At 38.0% G+C, this 16,471-nt stretch carries 10 protein-coding genes and 2 pseudogenes; 10 read left to right on the top strand and 2 right to left on the bottom strand.

All coding sequences use genetic code 11. From position 1 onward, the window contains the following. Positions 1–29 precede the first annotated feature (29 nt). Positions 30–806 (bottom strand): annotated as a pseudogene (locus tag J7R07_RS05790) (MFS transporter); the annotation flags it as partial. Positions 807–1,011: 205 nt separating this feature from the next. Between J7R07_RS05790 and J7R07_RS05795 the strand changes: the two are divergent. Together J7R07_RS05795 and J7R07_RS05800 are read left to right on the top strand one after the other, a co-directional pair. Next, positions 1,012–2,319: an MFS family transporter gene (locus tag J7R07_RS05795; RefSeq protein ID WP_208435942.1), complete on the top strand. Its 1,308-nt coding sequence runs from the start codon at positions 1,012–1,014 to the stop codon at positions 2,317–2,319. 523 nt (positions 2,320–2,842) lie between these two features. After that, positions 2,843–3,323 (top strand): annotated as a pseudogene (locus J7R07_RS05800) (MFS transporter); the annotation flags it as partial. Between the two features lie 860 nt (positions 3,324–4,183). On the opposite strand, the gene J7R07_RS05805 reads toward J7R07_RS05800, so the two are convergent. Further along, on the bottom strand, positions 4,184–5,491 hold the full coding sequence (locus tag J7R07_RS05805; RefSeq protein ID WP_208435943.1) for an MFS family transporter: 1,308 nt from the start codon (positions 5,489–5,491) through the stop codon (positions 4,184–4,186). Positions 5,492–5,706: 215 nt separating this feature from the next. On the opposite strand from J7R07_RS05805, the gene J7R07_RS05810 reads away from it, so the two are divergent. The 8 genes from J7R07_RS05810 to J7R07_RS05845 all read left to right on the top strand — a co-directional run bounded on the left by J7R07_RS05810 (position 5,707) and on the right by J7R07_RS05845 (position 16,469). Then, the gene (locus J7R07_RS05810; RefSeq protein WP_208435944.1) at positions 5,707–6,501 is read left to right on the top strand and encodes a thymidylate synthase; all 795 of its coding nucleotides are present in this window, start codon (positions 5,707–5,709) and stop codon (positions 6,499–6,501) included. Beyond that, a complete protein-coding gene (locus tag J7R07_RS05815) occupies positions 6,498–7,007 on the top strand; it encodes a dihydrofolate reductase (RefSeq protein WP_208435945.1) in 510 nt (169 codons plus the stop codon). The genes J7R07_RS05810 and J7R07_RS05815 overlap by 4 nt, the downstream gene beginning before the upstream one ends. 118 nt (positions 7,008–7,125) lie before the next feature. Continuing rightward, positions 7,126–8,271 (top strand): FtsH protease activity modulator HflK, encoded by a 1,146-nt coding sequence (hflK, locus tag J7R07_RS05820; protein WP_208435946.1) that lies wholly within the window; start codon positions 7,126–7,128, stop codon positions 8,269–8,271. 2 nt (positions 8,272–8,273) lie between these two features. Further along, entirely contained in the window at positions 8,274–9,209 is a 936-nt protein-coding gene (hflC, locus tag J7R07_RS05825) for a protease modulator HflC (RefSeq protein WP_208435947.1), read from the top strand. Positions 9,210–9,362: 153 nt separating this feature from the next. Continuing rightward, positions 9,363–10,880, top strand: a complete 1,518-nt coding sequence (locus J7R07_RS05830; RefSeq protein WP_208435948.1) for a Do family serine endopeptidase — start codon at positions 9,363–9,365, stop codon at positions 10,878–10,880. Between the two features lie 243 nt (positions 10,881–11,123). Continuing rightward, positions 11,124–11,996 carry a tRNA (adenosine(37)-N6)-dimethylallyltransferase MiaA gene (gene miaA / locus J7R07_RS05835; protein WP_208435949.1) on the top strand — a complete coding sequence of 291 codons (873 nt, stop codon included), beginning with the start codon at positions 11,124–11,126 and terminating at the stop codon, positions 11,994–11,996. A 273-nt stretch (positions 11,997–12,269) separates the two neighbouring features. Next, complete coding sequence (locus tag J7R07_RS05840) at positions 12,270–14,069, top strand: acetolactate synthase 3 large subunit (protein WP_208435950.1); 1,800 nt, start codon at positions 12,270–12,272, stop codon at positions 14,067–14,069. 1,278 nt (positions 14,070–15,347) lie between these two features. Beyond that, a complete protein-coding gene (locus tag J7R07_RS05845) occupies positions 15,348–16,469 on the top strand; it encodes an ATP-dependent DNA helicase (RefSeq protein WP_208435951.1) in 1,122 nt (373 codons plus the stop codon). Positions 16,470–16,471: the final 2 nt, after the last annotated feature.

Raw genomic sequence — 16,471 nt, forward strand, 5'->3', positions numbered from 1 at the left:
TTTTGGGCTTTTTCATTTCATGCAGGAAGTTAATGGGCTTTATCGTCTTGGAGTGATCCTCTTTTACGCATACTTGGGGCAAAGAGAAGCGCAATGAAAGCCATGATCATCACGATGGTTATGTAAAAGTAAAAGAGTGATTCATAACCATACTCTTTTAGTCCAAGCGCGACGTATTCAGCAGAATCACCAAATAAGGCGTTACCAATGGCATGAGAGATGCTAACGCTTAACGTCTGTATGGAAGAGGGAAACATGTCTGATTTTATCACACCAGAGATAGATGTATATATGCTCATAACGAAGAGCAAGCCAATAACGACGGATAAGGCAATCTATATGTTATGGGTATTACTGATTATCCAGAGTCCAGGAAAAATAAAGGTGGCAGAGAGTATACTCCAAATGATGCGTAAAGTTTTTGTTCTAATTTCATCGGCAATGATACCTGCTATGGGCTGGAACAGGATGAAAATAAATAGCGCAGCCGTCATAATCGTTCTTGCGGTTTGTTTATCAAAGCCGGTGGTTGTGATCAGATATTTCTGCATATAAGTCGTCAAGGTGTGAAATGTGAGTGACCCTTCTGATGCAAAGCAGGCAATCACGACAACGGCTTTTGTATGTTTGGTGAGAAGTTCCTTAAGATTATCAGAGTGTTTTTGAGATCGGCTTTCTTCCGTGGTTGTTTCATGGAGCGCACGACGTAGATAAATCGCAACGAGTGTTCCACATCCACCAATCACAAAAAGAATACCCCAATCCCATGCTTTTAACTGATCTTCAGAGGGATAAGTTGCCAGAATATTATTAAACAGGGAGTAAAAACAAACAGATAGTTCTCATATAAACATTATAATTCTTCTCTTTTTTCTAAAATAAAATACTCAAAGATTCTACAACCCAAATAAAGCGTCTCAAATATTTTTCATAAAAAACTATCACTATAGAATTAAATTTTGATAATACAAATTATAATTAACTTTTATAGATCGAAAAGGGGAGTATTTCATGAAAAGCAAAACAGCTTTAGAATCAGATGATACAAGGAAACGCATTTTTGCTATCATCTCCAGTGCATCGGGGAATTTAGTGGAATGGTATGATTTTTATGCTTACTCCTTTGCATCGGTTTATTTTGCATCACAATTTTTTCCTGAAGATGAAGATGCTGTTACACAACTGTTAAAAACTGCAGGAATCTTTTTTATTGGCTTTCTTATGCGTCCAATCGGAGCATGGCTCTTTGGCTTCATTGCTGACCGCTATGGACGTAAACGCTCAATGCTTATTTCTGTTTTTATGATGTGTGGAGGTTCTTTTTTCATTGCCATACTTCCCACCTACGAGACTTTAGGAATGACAGCAGCATTTCTTCTCCTTTTAGTCCGTATGTTTCAAGGACTTTCCGTTGGTGGTGAATACGGTACAGCAGCTACTTATATGAGTGAAGTTGCACCCAAAAATCGTCGTGGGCTCTTTGCTTCTTTTCAATATGCAACAACGATATCAGGTCAACTTCTCGCGAGTTTTATAATATTTATTTTAGCCATTTACCTTACTGAAAATCAATTAAGAGCGTGGGGATGGCGTATTCCTTTTATCATTGGTGGTTTTGGAGCAATCGTTTCAATTTATCTACGTAGCATGCTTCATGAAACAACAACCCTCAAAAGCCGCTCTGAACAGCACGCCGGTAGTCTTAAAGAACTTTTTCGCAATCATAAAAAAGCGTTCTTTTTGGTTGTTGGCTTTACAGCTGGCGGTTCACTCACATTTTATACATACACCACTTATATGCAAAAATATCTGGTCACAACCACTGGCTTTGATAAACAAACTGCAACAACGATAATGACTGCCGCCCTCTTTGTTTTTGTGTTATTTCAACCCCTTTTAGGTATCCTAGCCGATAAAATTGGAGCAAGAGCTTTACTTATTAGTTGGAGTGTTTTATCCATTATCTGCACCATTCCTGTCCTTAAAATGATTGGAAATGCCCATAATGCATGGACAGCGCTCTTAATCATTATCGGAATACTCTGTATTATGAGTTTTTATACATCCATCGCCGGTATTATAAAAGCAGAATTATTCCCTGCTTCAATCCGAGCAGTTGGAGTCGGGTTTGCTTTTGCCGTAGGGAATGCACTGTTTGGTGGTTCTGCTGAATATGTAGCATTTAGATTAAAAAGTATAGGATATGAATCTGTTTTCTTTTTTTACATTATTGGTATGATGGTCATTGCCCTCATCTCTATTCTCTTTATGCCCGATATAGATAAAGGAGGATATCTGAAAGATGATGAGATCCATTAATTTTCTACAAACAATAGAAAGGCCCATAAATTGGGCTTTTTTATAATGTATGTATGAATATTCAATATAGAAGCAAAAAATATAAAATCATCTACTCTTATAGCTTACTCTACAAGAAAAAATATTATGCTCCTTTATCAGATAAAGAATACGAGTATAAAGATTTCTATTATTGAGATTTCATCAAATATTTTTAATTGCTTAGCAATGAAATAATAAAAAGTTACATAATTTTTCTACACCGCTCAAATATCCTACCGGAAATTTTTAAAATAGCCGTTATTTAAGCACTCTGCTTACCAACATTTTATCTCGCTTGAGACTATTTTATCAATACACTATTTTCATTTAAATTCAAAGCTATAAGTCTTTCTTCTAATACAAAAATAAAACCCTCAGAAGCTGCAAGCTTATCATTCAAATAACTTTTCTCAAATAGCTTTCATAAGCAATTATTATGATACAATTGATTTTGGTGATATAAATCGTAAAATAAACTATAAGTCTAAAAGGGAAATAACTTATGGAAAATGGAACAATTTCAGCATCACAGGATGCAGGAAAACGCGTTTTTGCTATTATAGTAAGCGCATCAGGAAATTTCGCAGAATGGTATGATTTTTACATTTTCTCATTTGCATCGATTTATTTTGCATCACAATTTTTTCTTTCAGATGGTGATGTGATTACGCCGCTGTTGCAAACTGCAGGTGTATTTTTTATTGGCTTTCTTATGCGCCCTATTGGCACTTGGTTTTTAGGATTTGTCGCTGATCGTTATGGACGTAAACGCTCAATGCTTGTATCTATTTTTATGATGTGTGGTGGCTCTTTTTTCATTGCCATACTTCCCTACCTATGAAATCTTAGGAAGAACATCAGCAATCCTTCTACTTTTAGCGCAGATGATGCAAGGCCTTTCAGCGGGAGACGAATATGGTACAGCGGTCACTTATATGAGTGAAGTTGTCTTCAAAAATCATCGTGGGCTTTTTGCTTCTTTATAATCTGCCACTTTTATTACAGGTCAGCTTCTTGCCAGTTTCATTGTAAATATCATTGCTTTTTAGATAAAAATGTGTGGAGGTAGGGTGGTCTTGTGAGGAAAATATAGTTTAATTTCTATTATTGATAATAAGTAAGCTGTATTTCTATTATACTGCGCTTTTTTTAATTTTTTAGATGGGGAGAAATTTACGTAGTTAAGAAAGCCATTATTTTTCGTGAATTTAGCGAAATATCAAGGCATCTTAAGTATAGCATTTCCCCGTTTGTATAATTTCTATTGTTTTATAAAATGGGTGTTGTTTACGTTTGTGAAATGTTGGGTATTTATTGACAAACTTGCGGCGTTTGAAGATATTGATTGATAACGTGTTTATGGGAGGAAACAAAGTTTTTTGTTTTTCTTGTATGCAGTTTATTATCACATCCATGTTGTGATAATCCGCCATTCACACATTTACAGCTGAAAGTGCTGCTGTTGTTCATTTTTGTACGCTTATGCTGTTGTAAAAAAGAACTTTTCAAAATGGGATGACTATAATTTTTGTTATAGAAGGAAGTCTTTTTCAATAAAGGTTAATCATTATTGAGACAGCTCCTTTTTTCTTCAATTTTGATAAAAAAGCGTACGCTTATAAAAATAAATCAAATATTTTTTGATCTTAAAGATTCTATCTTCAGTGGAAGAAGAAAATGACATATTGGTAATAATAGCGGTGATTTACTTTTCATAATTCGTTATAGAGGGGAATATTACTCTCCTTTACGATATTGGGAATGCAGTTTGTAAATATTCATTCCCCTATGAAAGACATAAAAAAAGTCCAGGATACCGGTCTTTTTTGTTTAGCGTAAAAAGCTAATGAGTATCGTCCCTTTGAAGATATCCCTTTTTTCGAGCATCTGGCATAAAGAAAATTGCAATCAATGCAATGATCATCATACCGACTATATAAAAATGGAATACAGATTCATAGCCGATTTTTTTAAATTCAAGGGCTACAGTTTCAGCAGAACCACCAAAAAGTGCGTTAGCAATAGCATAAGAGAGTCCAACTCCCATTGCACGTATTGAAGCAGGGAACATCTCCGCTTTTACGATACAAGAGACAGATGTATAAAAACTCATGATGCAAAGAATCCCAATAATGACGGATAATGCTACCCATGTATTAGGAGTGCTACCAATGATTCTCAGTGCAGGAATTATAAAGATGATGGATAAAGTACTCCAAATAAGCAGTGAAGCTTTTGTGCCAATTTTGTCTGCTAGAGAACCAAATATGGGTTGGAGTAACATGAAAACGAAGAGTGCAACAGTCATTATTGTTGTGGCAGTATGTTTATCAAATCCGGTAGTCGTGATCAGATATTTTTGCATATAAGTCGTACAGGTATAAAATGTGAGTGACCCTCCAGCTGTAAAACCAATTACTAAAAAGAAAGCTTTTCTATGATTGCATAGAAGCTCTTTAAGACTACCAGCCTGTTTTTTAGAACGGTTTTCTTCTGTGGTTGTTTCATGAAGTGAGCGACGTAGAAAAATCGCAACAATTGCTCCCAATCCACCAATTGCAAAAGGAATACGCCAACCCCATGCTTTCCACTGATCTTCTGTTAAATAGAGTGCTAGAGTAACCATAACCAAACTGGCGAGAAGCTGACCACCAATGAGTGTGGCATATTGGAAAGAACTAAAAAAACCACGACGATTTTTGAAAGCAACTTCACTCATATAGGTCGCTGTTGTACCATATTCACCGCCGACTGAGAGTCCTTGAAGCATACAGAGTAAAATGAGCAGAACCGCTGCTGTTGCTCCAAGAGTTTCATATGTAGGCAGTAAAGCAATGAGAAATGAGCCACCGCACATCATAAAAACAGAAATAAGTAAAGAGCGCTTACGTCCATAACGGTCAGCAATAAAGCCAAAAAGCCAGCCGCCAATTGGACGCATGAGAAAGCCTATAAAAAAGACAATAGAAGATTTTAAGAGTTCGGTAACAACATCCCCATTCGAGGGAAAAAATTGCGATGCAAAATAAATGGATGTGAAAGAATAAACATAAAAATTATACCATTCTATTAGATTACCTGATGCACTAGATATGATAGAGAAAACACGTTTTCGTGTATCATGTGGTGATAGAGTTGCTTCATTTTCCATAAGTCTATCCCCTTCTTCTATTCATGTTTGTTGATTCCCCCTATATTTATTTGTTTACGAGCCGTCTATAGTGATTTTAGCTTTGGCATCAAAAATTTGATCTTATCATGATGATTTCTTGTATGGTATATTTAAGGAGAGAAATTTGAATTTTATTTTTATGAATTTTACAGTTTCTATTTTTTATAATTAATAGAATCGGTCATAATGCTGCTATGAAAGCTTATCTTAATCTTTTATCTCATGTTTTAAATCATGGCACTGATCGTGCGGATCGGACGGGTGTTGGAACACGGTCAGTCTTTGGCTATCAGATGCGATTTGATTTACAGGTGGGATTCCCGCTGTTAACAACAAAGAAGCTGCATTTACGTTCAATCATTTATGAGCTTTTGTGGTTTCTTAAAGGTGATACGAATATCGCGTGGTTGAAGGAACATGGTGTGTCCATTTGGGATGAGTGGGCTGATGAGAAAGGGGATCTCGGTCCTATTTATGGTTATCAATGGCGTTCTTGGCCTACTTCTGATGGGCGACATATCGATCAAATTAGTCATCTTCTAACGATGATTAAAGAAACACCTAATTCTCGTCGCTTAATTGTATCTGCATGGAACCCCACATTGATAGAAGAGATGGCTCTTCCACCGTGCCATTGTCTTTTTCAATTTTACGTTGCTGATAATAAATTGTCCTGTCAGCTTTATCAACGTTCAGCGGATATTTTCTTAGGTGTTCCGTTCAATATTGCCTCTTATGCTTTGTTAACAATGATGATTGCGCAAGTGTGCGGTCTTAAAGTAGGAGATTTTATTCATACTCTCGGTGACGCACACCTTTATTCTAATCATTTTGAACAGGCTCGATATCAATTGTCTCGTGTACCAAATGCTTTGCCGTTTATGCATATAAATCCAGCGGTAAAAGACCTTTTTTCTTTTAAATTTGAGGACTTTGAATTGCTTAACTATGAAGCGCAACCACATATCAAGGCATCGGTAGCAATATGACTGTTCCAGTGTGTTTAATTGCGGCTGTTGCAGAAAATGGTGTTATCGGTCGTGAAGGTACTATGCCTTGGCACTTGTCGACAGATTTGCAACGCTTTAAGGCTTTGACTTTCGGTAATCCCGTTATTATGGGTCGAAAGACTTGGGATTCGCTTGGGCGTTCTTTACCAGGGCGTACAAATATTGTTATTACGCGCAATGGTACGTTTATGGCTGAAGGCGCTGTTATTGTTCGTTCTTTATCTCAGGCTTGTTCTGTTGCAAAAGAAGTAGCTTTTCAAAATGGTGCAGATGCAATTTTTATTATTGGTGGTGGTGAAATTTTTCAACAAGGGTTGCATATTGCTGATAAAATATTTCTTACAGAAATCTTAGCTTCCATTAAAGGTGATAGTTTTTTTCCTATTTTTGATAAAGAAAAGTGGACTATTGTACAAACACAATATATCTCAGAGGGAGATAAAGACAGTCATCCGACACGCTTTGTGGTTTATGAGCGGAAATAACCATTTATAATGAAGTGGAAAGAGCCTGTCAGTTACATTGTAATTAGATAAGAGCCGCCCTATAAGAGTAAATGAATGGTGGTTTTTTGTTTAATGGTATTCAATTAAAGAGGTGATAATGCCCTGGACAAATCAGAATGGCGGCGGCGGCCCGTGGAACGGTGATAAAAAACTCGGTGGTGACAGAAAAATACCAGCTAAGAACCTTTTTGGTTCTGGTGGCAATAACGGTGGTGACAATGGTCCCAATCTTGATGATCTTTTGCGTAAAGGGCAGGATCAATTTAAGCAAATTGGGAGAAGTGGATTTTTTGTTCTATTTCTTCTGCTTGCTGTGTTTTTTTGGCTCTATCAGTCTCTTTACATTGTGCAGCAAAATGAACAAGCGGTTGAGTTGCGTTTTGGGGTCCCTAAGTCAGAAATTATTGGTGATGGCTTGCATTTTCACGTGTGGCCAATCGAAACCTATATGAAAGTACCTTTGACGGAAAAAACGATTGCGATTGGTGGACAGCCTGGTCAGGCGCAACAAAGTGAAGGTTTGATGCTTTCGAGTGACCAGAATATTGTTAATGTTATTTTTTCTGTTTACTATCGAATTTCACATCCTAGTCAATTTTTATTCAATGTGAATGATCAAGAGGGAACTGTGCGTCAAGTTGCTGAGAGTGCAATGCGTGAGGTTATTGGCTCAAGGCCTGTTGATGATGTTTTGCGTGACAAGAAAGAAGAAGTTGCAAGTGACGTTAGAAAAATTATCCAGTTGACTGTAGATAAATATCAACTTGGTGTTGAAATAAGCCGTGTATCGATCAGTGAAGCTGCTCCTCCTACCAAGGTTGCTGCTGCGTTTAATTCTGTTCAGCAAGCAGAACAAGAACGTGGGCGAATGATTGAAGAAGGAAATCGTGTGCGTTTTACAAAGATTGGTTTAGCAAATGGTGAAGCTTCACGTACACGGGAGGTCGCAAAGGGGGAGAAGGCACAAGTGGTTGAAGAGGCAAGAGGGCGTGCTGAGCGTTTTCAGACTATCGCTCGTGAGGCTGCGGTTTCTCCAGAGGCCACGCGTTATCGTCTTTATATGGAGACGGTAGGGCATATTCTTTCTTCACCAAATAAGTTGATACTTGATCAAGTAAATTCTCCAACGGTGCCTTATCTCCCTCTGAATGAATTGCTACGTAGCAATTCATCAAACAACGCGAAAAAAGCTTTACCGCGTTCTGCTTCGTTTTTGGATTCTCGCACTTCTGGAGGGCGCTGATTATGCAACAGTCTCGTTTTTTGTTTATATGCAGTGCCATAGTGCTTCTTTTGATGGTTTTGTGGATGTCTGTTTTTATCGTCTATCCTCGTCAACAAGTGGCGGTTAAGCGTTTTGGGCAAATTGTTAAGGTAGATTCTGATCCCGGGATCTATTTTAAGGTGCCCTTTGTGGATAAGATGGTTGTCGTTGATAACCGGTTGCTGCGTTACGATGTTCCTACACAATCTGTACAGGTTCGTGGTGGTGCTTATTATGAAGTGGATGCGTTCTTTATTTATCGTATTACAGATCCTAAGTTATTTTTACAACGCATTGCTTCAGGGCGTCCACAAATTGCTGCACGTGAAAATCTTGTACCGCGTTTTATTGACGCTTTGCGTGCTGTTTATGGTCAACGGGAATTTAAAGCTGCTTTGTCAGATGAACGGGGAGCGATGATGGCTGAAGTGCAGCGGCAATTTTCTGTGGATGCAGGTTCATTAGGTATTACTATTGTTGATGTCCGTATTCGTAAAACTGATTTAACTGATGCTGTTTCAGAAGATGTCTATCGGCAAATGGCAGCTGAACGTGAGGCGGTAGCGGAAAATATTCGTGCTCGTGGTCAGCAGGAGCGGGATCGTATTGTGGCGGAGGCTAATCGTGAATATGAAGAGATTGTAGCTGCTGCAAAGCGTGATGCTGAAATTACTCGTGGTGAAGGTCAAGCTGAAAGTATTCGCCTTTTATTGAATGCGAGACAGGCTAATCCGTCCTTTTATGATTTTTGGTTAGCAATGGAACAATATAAGAATTTGGAGCATGTTCCGATGGTAATTGCTCCGAACGATGATTTCTTTTTCTATTTCCGCAATCCATTGCGGGAGAAGAAAAAATTTTCATCAACAATGAATACTGGCTTTAGTAAAACTGATTCAAAAATCGGGGGAGAGTAGAGGCAACAATAGGCTATGAACACGCGCTTTTGCATGAGAGAATAATTTATTATTGCTTTTTTTCATGATAAAAATGGGAGCGTGTTTAGCTAGATTGATTTTGTGTAGATGAATTGAGTAAAGCTCTTTGCGGCATTTTGTTAAAGGCATGTTATGGGTAGAAATGTTGTAGGTAAAAGTGCGTCTTTGGTTTTTTTTGCCACAAGAGTTGTTGTTTGTGTACTGTTGTTTTTATCTGGATCTATCAGTTTGTCTTGGGGAGAAGAGACAAAAAACAAACCTCTTTCCGTTCCTGATTTGGCTGCTGAACTTTTAGAGACGGTTGTGAATATTTCGATAGCACAGACCGTTGATGGGACCGAACAAGACGAGCATACTCCTGTGCCCGTTATACCAAAGGATTCATTGTTACAAGAATATTTTAGTGATTTTTTTGCACCCAAAGATGGTCAAAAAGGTAGTCAATTTCAAAAGGTCCATTCTTTGGGATCTGGTTTTGTGATTGATGCCCAGAGAGGGCTGATTGTTACAAATTATCACGTTATCGTTGACGCTGATGATATTGAAGTTAATTTTACTGATGGTACAAAACTAAAAGCAAAATTACTTGGAAAGGATAGCAAGACTGATTTGGCCCTCCTGCAAGTAGATGCTAGAAGTAAAAAATTGAAAGCTGTACGTTTTGGTGATTCAGAAAAGGCGCGTATTGGTGATTTTGTTATGGCTATCGGAAATCCTTACGGTTTTGGTGGAAGCGTGACAGTTGGCATTATTTCTGCACGCAATCGCGATCTTAATGCTGGTCCTTATGATAATTTTATTCAAACAGATGCGGCAATTAACCGGGGCAATTCTGGCGGTCCGTTATTTGATAGAAATGGTGAGGTAATTGGCATTAATACAGCAATTATTTCGCCTTCTGGGGGGTCTATTGGTATTGGTTTTGCTATACCATCAGATATGGCTCTTTCCGTGATTAATCAGTTGCGTGATTTTGGAGAAATAAGGCGTGGTTGGTTGGCTATTCGTATTCAACCGGTAACAGAAGATATTGCAAAAAGTTTAAAACTAGACAACGCTGTGGGTGCATTGGTCGCTGGTAAAATAGAACAGGTGAATGTAGATAATAGCCAGTTGCAAATTGGAGATGTTATTCTTTCCTTTGGGAATGCAGAAATTAAGCATGCGCGTGATTTGCCGCGTTTAGTAGCAGAAAGTCCGGAGGGAAAAGTGGTGAACGTTACTGTTTTACGGAACGGACAGAAAAAAACAGTAAAAGTTAAGCTTGGACGTTTGATTGAGACAGAGGAAAATGAGAATACAGAGGAAGAAGCCAATGATGAAAAAGATAGTGCTCTATCAAAAAGTGTATCAATGCAATTTATGGGAATGACATTATCCGAGCTTACAGTGGATTTGCGTCATCACTATTCAATTACTGATAAAATTCGGGGGTTGGTGGTGACATCTATTGCGAAAAATAGCGCTGCAGATAAAAAGCGTATTCGTATTGGTGAAGTGATTGTTGATATCAATCAAAGTTCTATTGCGACCATTGATGAAGCTAAAAAACGTCTTCATAAATTACGTGAAGCCGGACGCAAAAATGCTCTCTTCATCGTTGCTCAACCAGACGGAGAGTTACGGTTTGTAACGATTCCAATGGATTAATGCTCTTGAATAATGTGTTGAGTTATTTGTATTTAAGGTTCTTTTGGTATTGTTATTGTATTTCTTTTTCAAAGAGGGCGGAACTATTATAGGCGCTTTCTTTGTGTGAATTATAAAGGTTCTAGTTGTGTTTTCGTATTGAAGTGTTCACTCTATGATAATGGAGATGAAATATACTGTCTTTGGGGTTGGGTATGCGTATTATAATAAGTTGTTGATTGATGGATATAGGAATTTCCATTCATGACACACAGGACAATTACATTGATAGCGGGGCCAACTGCAAGTGGAAAATCTGCACTTGCCTTACAAATGGCTCAAGAGAGAGATGCTTTCATCATTAATACGGATTCCATGCAGGTTTATGATGTTTTAAATATTTTAACAGCTCGGCCGACAGAGGCCGATATTGAAAGTGTTCCCCATTATCTTTATGGATATGTGAATCCTTCTCTGAATTATTCGGTAGGGCAATGGTTGCTCGATGTTGAGAAGTTGTTGAATAGGTTTACAACAAAATCACTTATTTTTGTCGGGGGGACCGGACTTTATTTTTGTGCCCTTTTAGAAGGAATTGCGGAAATTCCCTCTATTCCACAAGTTTTAAGGCGAAAATGGCGGTTTCGGCTTGAGCAAGAGGGTGCTGAAAGTCTTTATCAACAGTTATTGCAAGTTGATGTAGTTCTTGCTGAGAAAATGTCTTCGCAAGATGGTCAGCGTATTGTTCGTGCTTTAGAAGTTTATGAAGCAACAGGTAAAAAGCTAAGTTGGTGGCAAAAGCAAAAAACTTTTCCTTTGATTTCTTCAGATGATACAGAAAAAATTCTTCTTCTTCCATCGCGTCAACAGCTTTATGAACGGATTCATGAGCGATTGAACTCTATGATTGAAAGAGGTGCTTTAGAAGAGGTTTCTGCTATGAAGAGGCTTAAACTTTCTCCTTGGTTACCAGCGATGAAAGCTATTGGCATCCCTGAGTTCATAGCGTATTTGGATGGAGATAGAAGCTTTGAGAATGCTCTTGAAGCGGTGAAAACACAGACGAGAAGGTATGCAAAAAGGCAAATGACATGGTTTCGTAATCAATTTGATAAAGAATGGATGCTGATTTCTTGATAAGAGGGCTAGAAAGGTTTTAAATATAATTGAGGAAAGGCTGAGAATATTATAAATAGGAGACTTTTAGTGAGATAATTTTTGATTGACGAATAGCGCTGGTGGAATTAGAATTTATTTTGAGGAAGTATTCTTCTTATGTATGTCTTACGTGAAAATAAGGGGGAGAGTCATACGGTATATGCTTTTTACATGTGATGAGCTCCTTCGGGGGCTTTTTTTATAGGCTCCTTTGGGATTTTTTTTGTGTTGTAAAATAGGCGAGGGGGATAAATGACACATCATCCAAGAATGCAAAAGGGTATGGACGGAAAAATGATGTCAGGGGCTGAGATGGTGGTTCAAGCTCTGATTGATCATGGGGTTGAACATCTGTTTGGTTATCCTGGTGGAGCTGTCCTTCCTATTTTTGATGTTATTTATCAACAGGATGCGATTCAACATGTTTTGGTGCGTCATGAACAAGCAGCAGGACATGCTGCTGAAGGTTATGCTCGGAGTACAGGAAAGGTGGGCGTTATGCTTGTGACTTCTGGTCCAGGTGCAACGAATGCTGTGACACCTTTGCAAGATGCACTCATGGATTCCATTCCTCTCGTTTGTTTTTCTGGTCAGGTACCGACAACCGTGATTGGAACAAATGGTTTCCAAGAGGCTGATACGGTTGGTATTACAAAACCCTGTACCAAATATAATTGTTTGGTTAAAGATATAAATGATCTTGCAGCTACCATTCATGAAGCTTTTTCGATTGCCCAATCAGGACGTCCTGGACCAGTTTTGATTGATATTCCTAAGGATATTCAATTTGCTTCGGGTATTTATAGAGTGCCTCAAATTTCGGCATCTGTGTATTCCTATCCACAATTGAAAAGGAATACTAAGGATATTGAATGTGCTGTTTCTCTTTTAGCAGAAGCAAAACGCCCTGTTATTTACTCTGGTGGTGGTGTTATTTCATCGGGGCCTAAAGCTGTGCAGCTGTTGCGTGATTTAGTTCAATTAGGAGATTTTCCAATTACGTCAACACTTATGGGACTTGGTGCTTATCCGGCTTCTAGCAAAAACTGGCTTGGAATGCTTGGAATGCATGGAACCTATGAGGCGAATATGGCCATGCATGATTGTGATGTTATGTTAGCTGTTGGTGCACGGTTCGATGATCGTATCACTGGGCGGCTTGATGCATTTGCGCCTCATGCACGCATTATTCATATTGATATTGATCCTTCTTCTATCAATAAGATTGTAAAAGTAGATGTTCCACTTATTGGTGATGTGGTTGATGTTTTAGGAGATATTCATCAATGCTTGCATATGCAGAAACCAATATTTAAAAAAGAAAGTCGTGATACGTGGTGGAGGAAAATTAATTGTTGGAAAGCGCGTAACTCATTGGCATATATGAAGAAAAGCGATGTCATTATGCCACAGTATGCTCTTGAACGACTTTATGCCCTTACCAAAAATATGCGTGCTTATATCACAACGGATGTTGGACAGCATCAGATGTGGGCTGCACAGTATTATCACTTTGATGAACCAAAACATTGGATGACTTCTGGTGGCCTTGGAACTATGGGGTACGGTCTTCCTGCTGCTATTGGTGTTCAAATAGCACATCCTGGAGCGCTTGTTGTATGTATTTCTGGTGATGCTTCAATTCAGATGAATATTCAAGAATTGGCAACAGCTGTTCAGCATAATACGCCAGTGAAAATTTTTATTTTAAATAATCAGTATATGGGTATGGTTCGCCAATGGCAGCAATTGCTACATGGCAATCGTCTTTCTCATTCTTATACGGAATCGATGCCTGACTTTGTGAAATTAGCACAAGCTTATGGAGTGGTTGGTCTTCATTGTTCAAAACCAGATGAGCTTGATAATAAGATTCAGCAAATGATTGATTGTGATAAGCCGGTTCTCTTCGATTGTCGTGTCGATAATTTAGAAAATTGTTTTCCCATGATTCCATCTGGGTGTGCACATAATGATATGTTGTTACCTGATGAAGCTAATGATGAAGCAGTTGCAAATGCTATTTCTGCTGAAGGACAAATTTTTGTATAAAATTAATATATTAACCAAATGATAAAGGGATTTTTAGGTTATTGATTCCGTAAAGTTTTTAGTTCTATTCCTCATTTCTGGGAGCTTTTTCCTTGTAGAGTTTATTTTTATGATCAACACTACACCCTGTTTACGGAGAGATGGTATACTATTGGCTGTCTAGCCCAAAAACGCTTTATATTGTAGATTGTTATACCTAAATTGGTAGCATATATTGCTCCTTTTCTTAAAGCATATGCTGATTTTTTGATATTTGGTTACATGCTTTTAAAATATAGGCCAAAAATTTATTTTAGAGAATGTCTTACTGCTTTTACCGCATATAAATGTCTCATTTTAGAGAAGGCGAACTTGAAATATTTTGATTCATTTAGGCGATATTGGAAGAAAGATATCTTTTTGGAATGGGCTTTTTTCTGTTTTTAAATAAAATGATATATTCCATCATGTTTTTCAATTGATTCAAGTTGCATCACCACGATATAAATTTATTTTCTATTAATTCGTATCCTTGTTTTTTGCTTCTTGCATAGTTTGTGCAGTATTTGATGTGTTATGGTCGTGGGATGTGCGAGATGGTTTATCATCTTACGCTTAGACGCATTTCATTTATGTCGTAAATCATGCTTTTATTGAAAATTATTATGAGAGAAAAGGGAGAAGCCTTATAGCTACTCCCATAGGGTAAGCAGCTTTTGTTAAGATTTGCTTCATGGATTTTTCTAAAGATTCGATAGTTTTATTGATGCGTTCAATTTATTTTTTATTATGGGTACGTGTACGCATTTTTCTTCATGCGCAAGGGAGCTGATTACTTGAGTAAGGCATGTGTCATAATTCATGAAACTACACTGTTTATATTCTGTATAAAGGCAGTTATTTGTAATGAAGGATTTGTAATTGCAATTTATAGATTTAAAATTTTTCTTTAGTTCTAGATATGATGCACCACAGGTGCATATATATTATTCTAAGTGTACGGTGCGTCTTAATCCGATTGTTTGTATTCTACTGTAGAATAGAATATTTTACCTAATAAGTCTAAAATTTTATCAAGAAGGTTGATACAAATTGTGTCTGGGCATTCAATTGAAATTATTGAAATATTTTAAATGCAGATAATTGGCACAATGGTTGATAATTGTGGGTTGATATCCGTACTGTGAAAGTGGTGAAATGGCCATGTATCAGAAATTCTTAATGACAAAAACTTCTCTTGATAGTGGTTTTGTTTCTAAAACCCTTGCTCTTTTTATGCGAATCTTATTTTGATAAATTATGCAATTTTCACGGGAACAGGATAATGCATTGAAGGCTGTTGCCGCGTGGTTAAGGGAAGGGCGTTCTCCACTTTTTCGCCTCTTTGGCTATGCGGGGACGGGTAAAACGACTCTTGCACGCTATTTTGCTGAAACAGTTGATGGTTCTGTCCAATTTGCGGCGTTTACAGGCAAAGCAGCACAGGTTTTGCGCTCTAAAGGTGCTAGTAATGCTTGTACTATTCATTCACTGATTTATTGTCCGCGTGGAGAAGAAGAAGTTTCCGATGAAGTAACAGGAAAAAAATCTATTGCACCAACATTTGCACTCAATCGAAAGAGTGCTGCTGCGCAAGCTAAGCTTATCATTGTTGATGAGTGTTCGATGGTGGATGAACAATTGGCACGTGATTTAATGAGTTTTCGGACGCCAGTTCTTGTTCTTGGTGATCCGGGCCAATTGCCCCCTATCTCAGGAGGGGGCTTTTTTTCCAATAGTGCACCGGATTTTCTTCTTTCAGAAATCCATCGGCAAGCGCGTGATAATCCAATTGTTCGTTTGGCTATGGATGTGCGTGAAGGACGTGATATTGCTTATGGTGATTATGGGACAGCGCGCGTTATTACACGTAAAGAGGTGGACCAGCAATTGGTTTTGAACGCTGATCAGATGTTGGTAGGAGTTAACAGAACACGCCACCTTTATAATAAACGTTTGCGTGCGTTGAAGGGATTTACAGCAGATTATCCACAAGCGGGAGATAAGCTTGTGTGTTTGCGGAATGATCCTCATAAAGGCTTGTTGAATGGCTCTTTATGGAAGGTCATGACTTCACAGAGGGAAACTGTTAAACCAGGTATTAGCCTTCTTATTAAACCAGAAGAGAGCGATTATGGGGTGACGAAGATTAAGCTTTTAAAAGCAGTGTTTGAAGATCCTGATAATGAGATTTCATGGGCGTTAAAAAAAAGATATGATGATTTTGATTATGGATATGCGTTAACTGTTCATAAAGCACAAGGATCTCAATGGGACAATGTCGTTTTGTTTGATGAAAGTTTTGCGTTTCGTGATATGTATGCGCGTTGGCTTTATACGGGAATTACACGTGCGGCAGAGTATTTAACAATTGTTCGATAGGG

Origin of the sequence: Bartonella phoceensis (genome assembly GCF_902825145.1) — a bacterium.
GTDB lineage: Bacteria > Pseudomonadota > Alphaproteobacteria > Rhizobiales > Rhizobiaceae > Bartonella > Bartonella phoceensis.

Excerpts from the sequence above, each read along its gene's own strand:
- J7R07_RS05830 (WP_208435948.1), top strand. The coding sequence starts at position 9,363 with ATGGGTAGAAATGTTGTAGGTAAAAGTGCGTCTTTGGTTTTTTTTGCC.
- J7R07_RS05815 (WP_208435945.1), top strand. The coding sequence starts at position 6,498 with ATGACTGTTCCAGTGTGTTTAATTGCGGCTGTTGCAGAAAATGGTGTT.
- miaA (WP_208435949.1), top strand. The coding sequence starts at position 11,124 with ATGACACACAGGACAATTACATTGATAGCGGGGCCAACTGCAAGTGGA.
- J7R07_RS05845 (WP_208435951.1), top strand. The coding sequence starts at position 15,348 with ATGCAATTTTCACGGGAACAGGATAATGCATTGAAGGCTGTTGCCGCG.
- J7R07_RS05805 (WP_208435943.1), bottom strand. The coding sequence starts at position 5,491 with ATGGAAAATGAAGCAACTCTATCACCACATGATACACGAAAACGTGTT.
- hflC (WP_208435947.1), top strand. The coding sequence starts at position 8,274 with ATGCAACAGTCTCGTTTTTTGTTTATATGCAGTGCCATAGTGCTTCTT.
- J7R07_RS05795 (WP_208435942.1), top strand. The coding sequence starts at position 1,012 with ATGAAAAGCAAAACAGCTTTAGAATCAGATGATACAAGGAAACGCATT.
- hflK (WP_208435946.1), top strand. The coding sequence starts at position 7,126 with ATGCCCTGGACAAATCAGAATGGCGGCGGCGGCCCGTGGAACGGTGAT.
- J7R07_RS05810 (WP_208435944.1), top strand. The coding sequence starts at position 5,707 with ATGAAAGCTTATCTTAATCTTTTATCTCATGTTTTAAATCATGGCACT.
- J7R07_RS05840 (WP_208435950.1), top strand. The coding sequence starts at position 12,270 with ATGACACATCATCCAAGAATGCAAAAGGGTATGGACGGAAAAATGATG.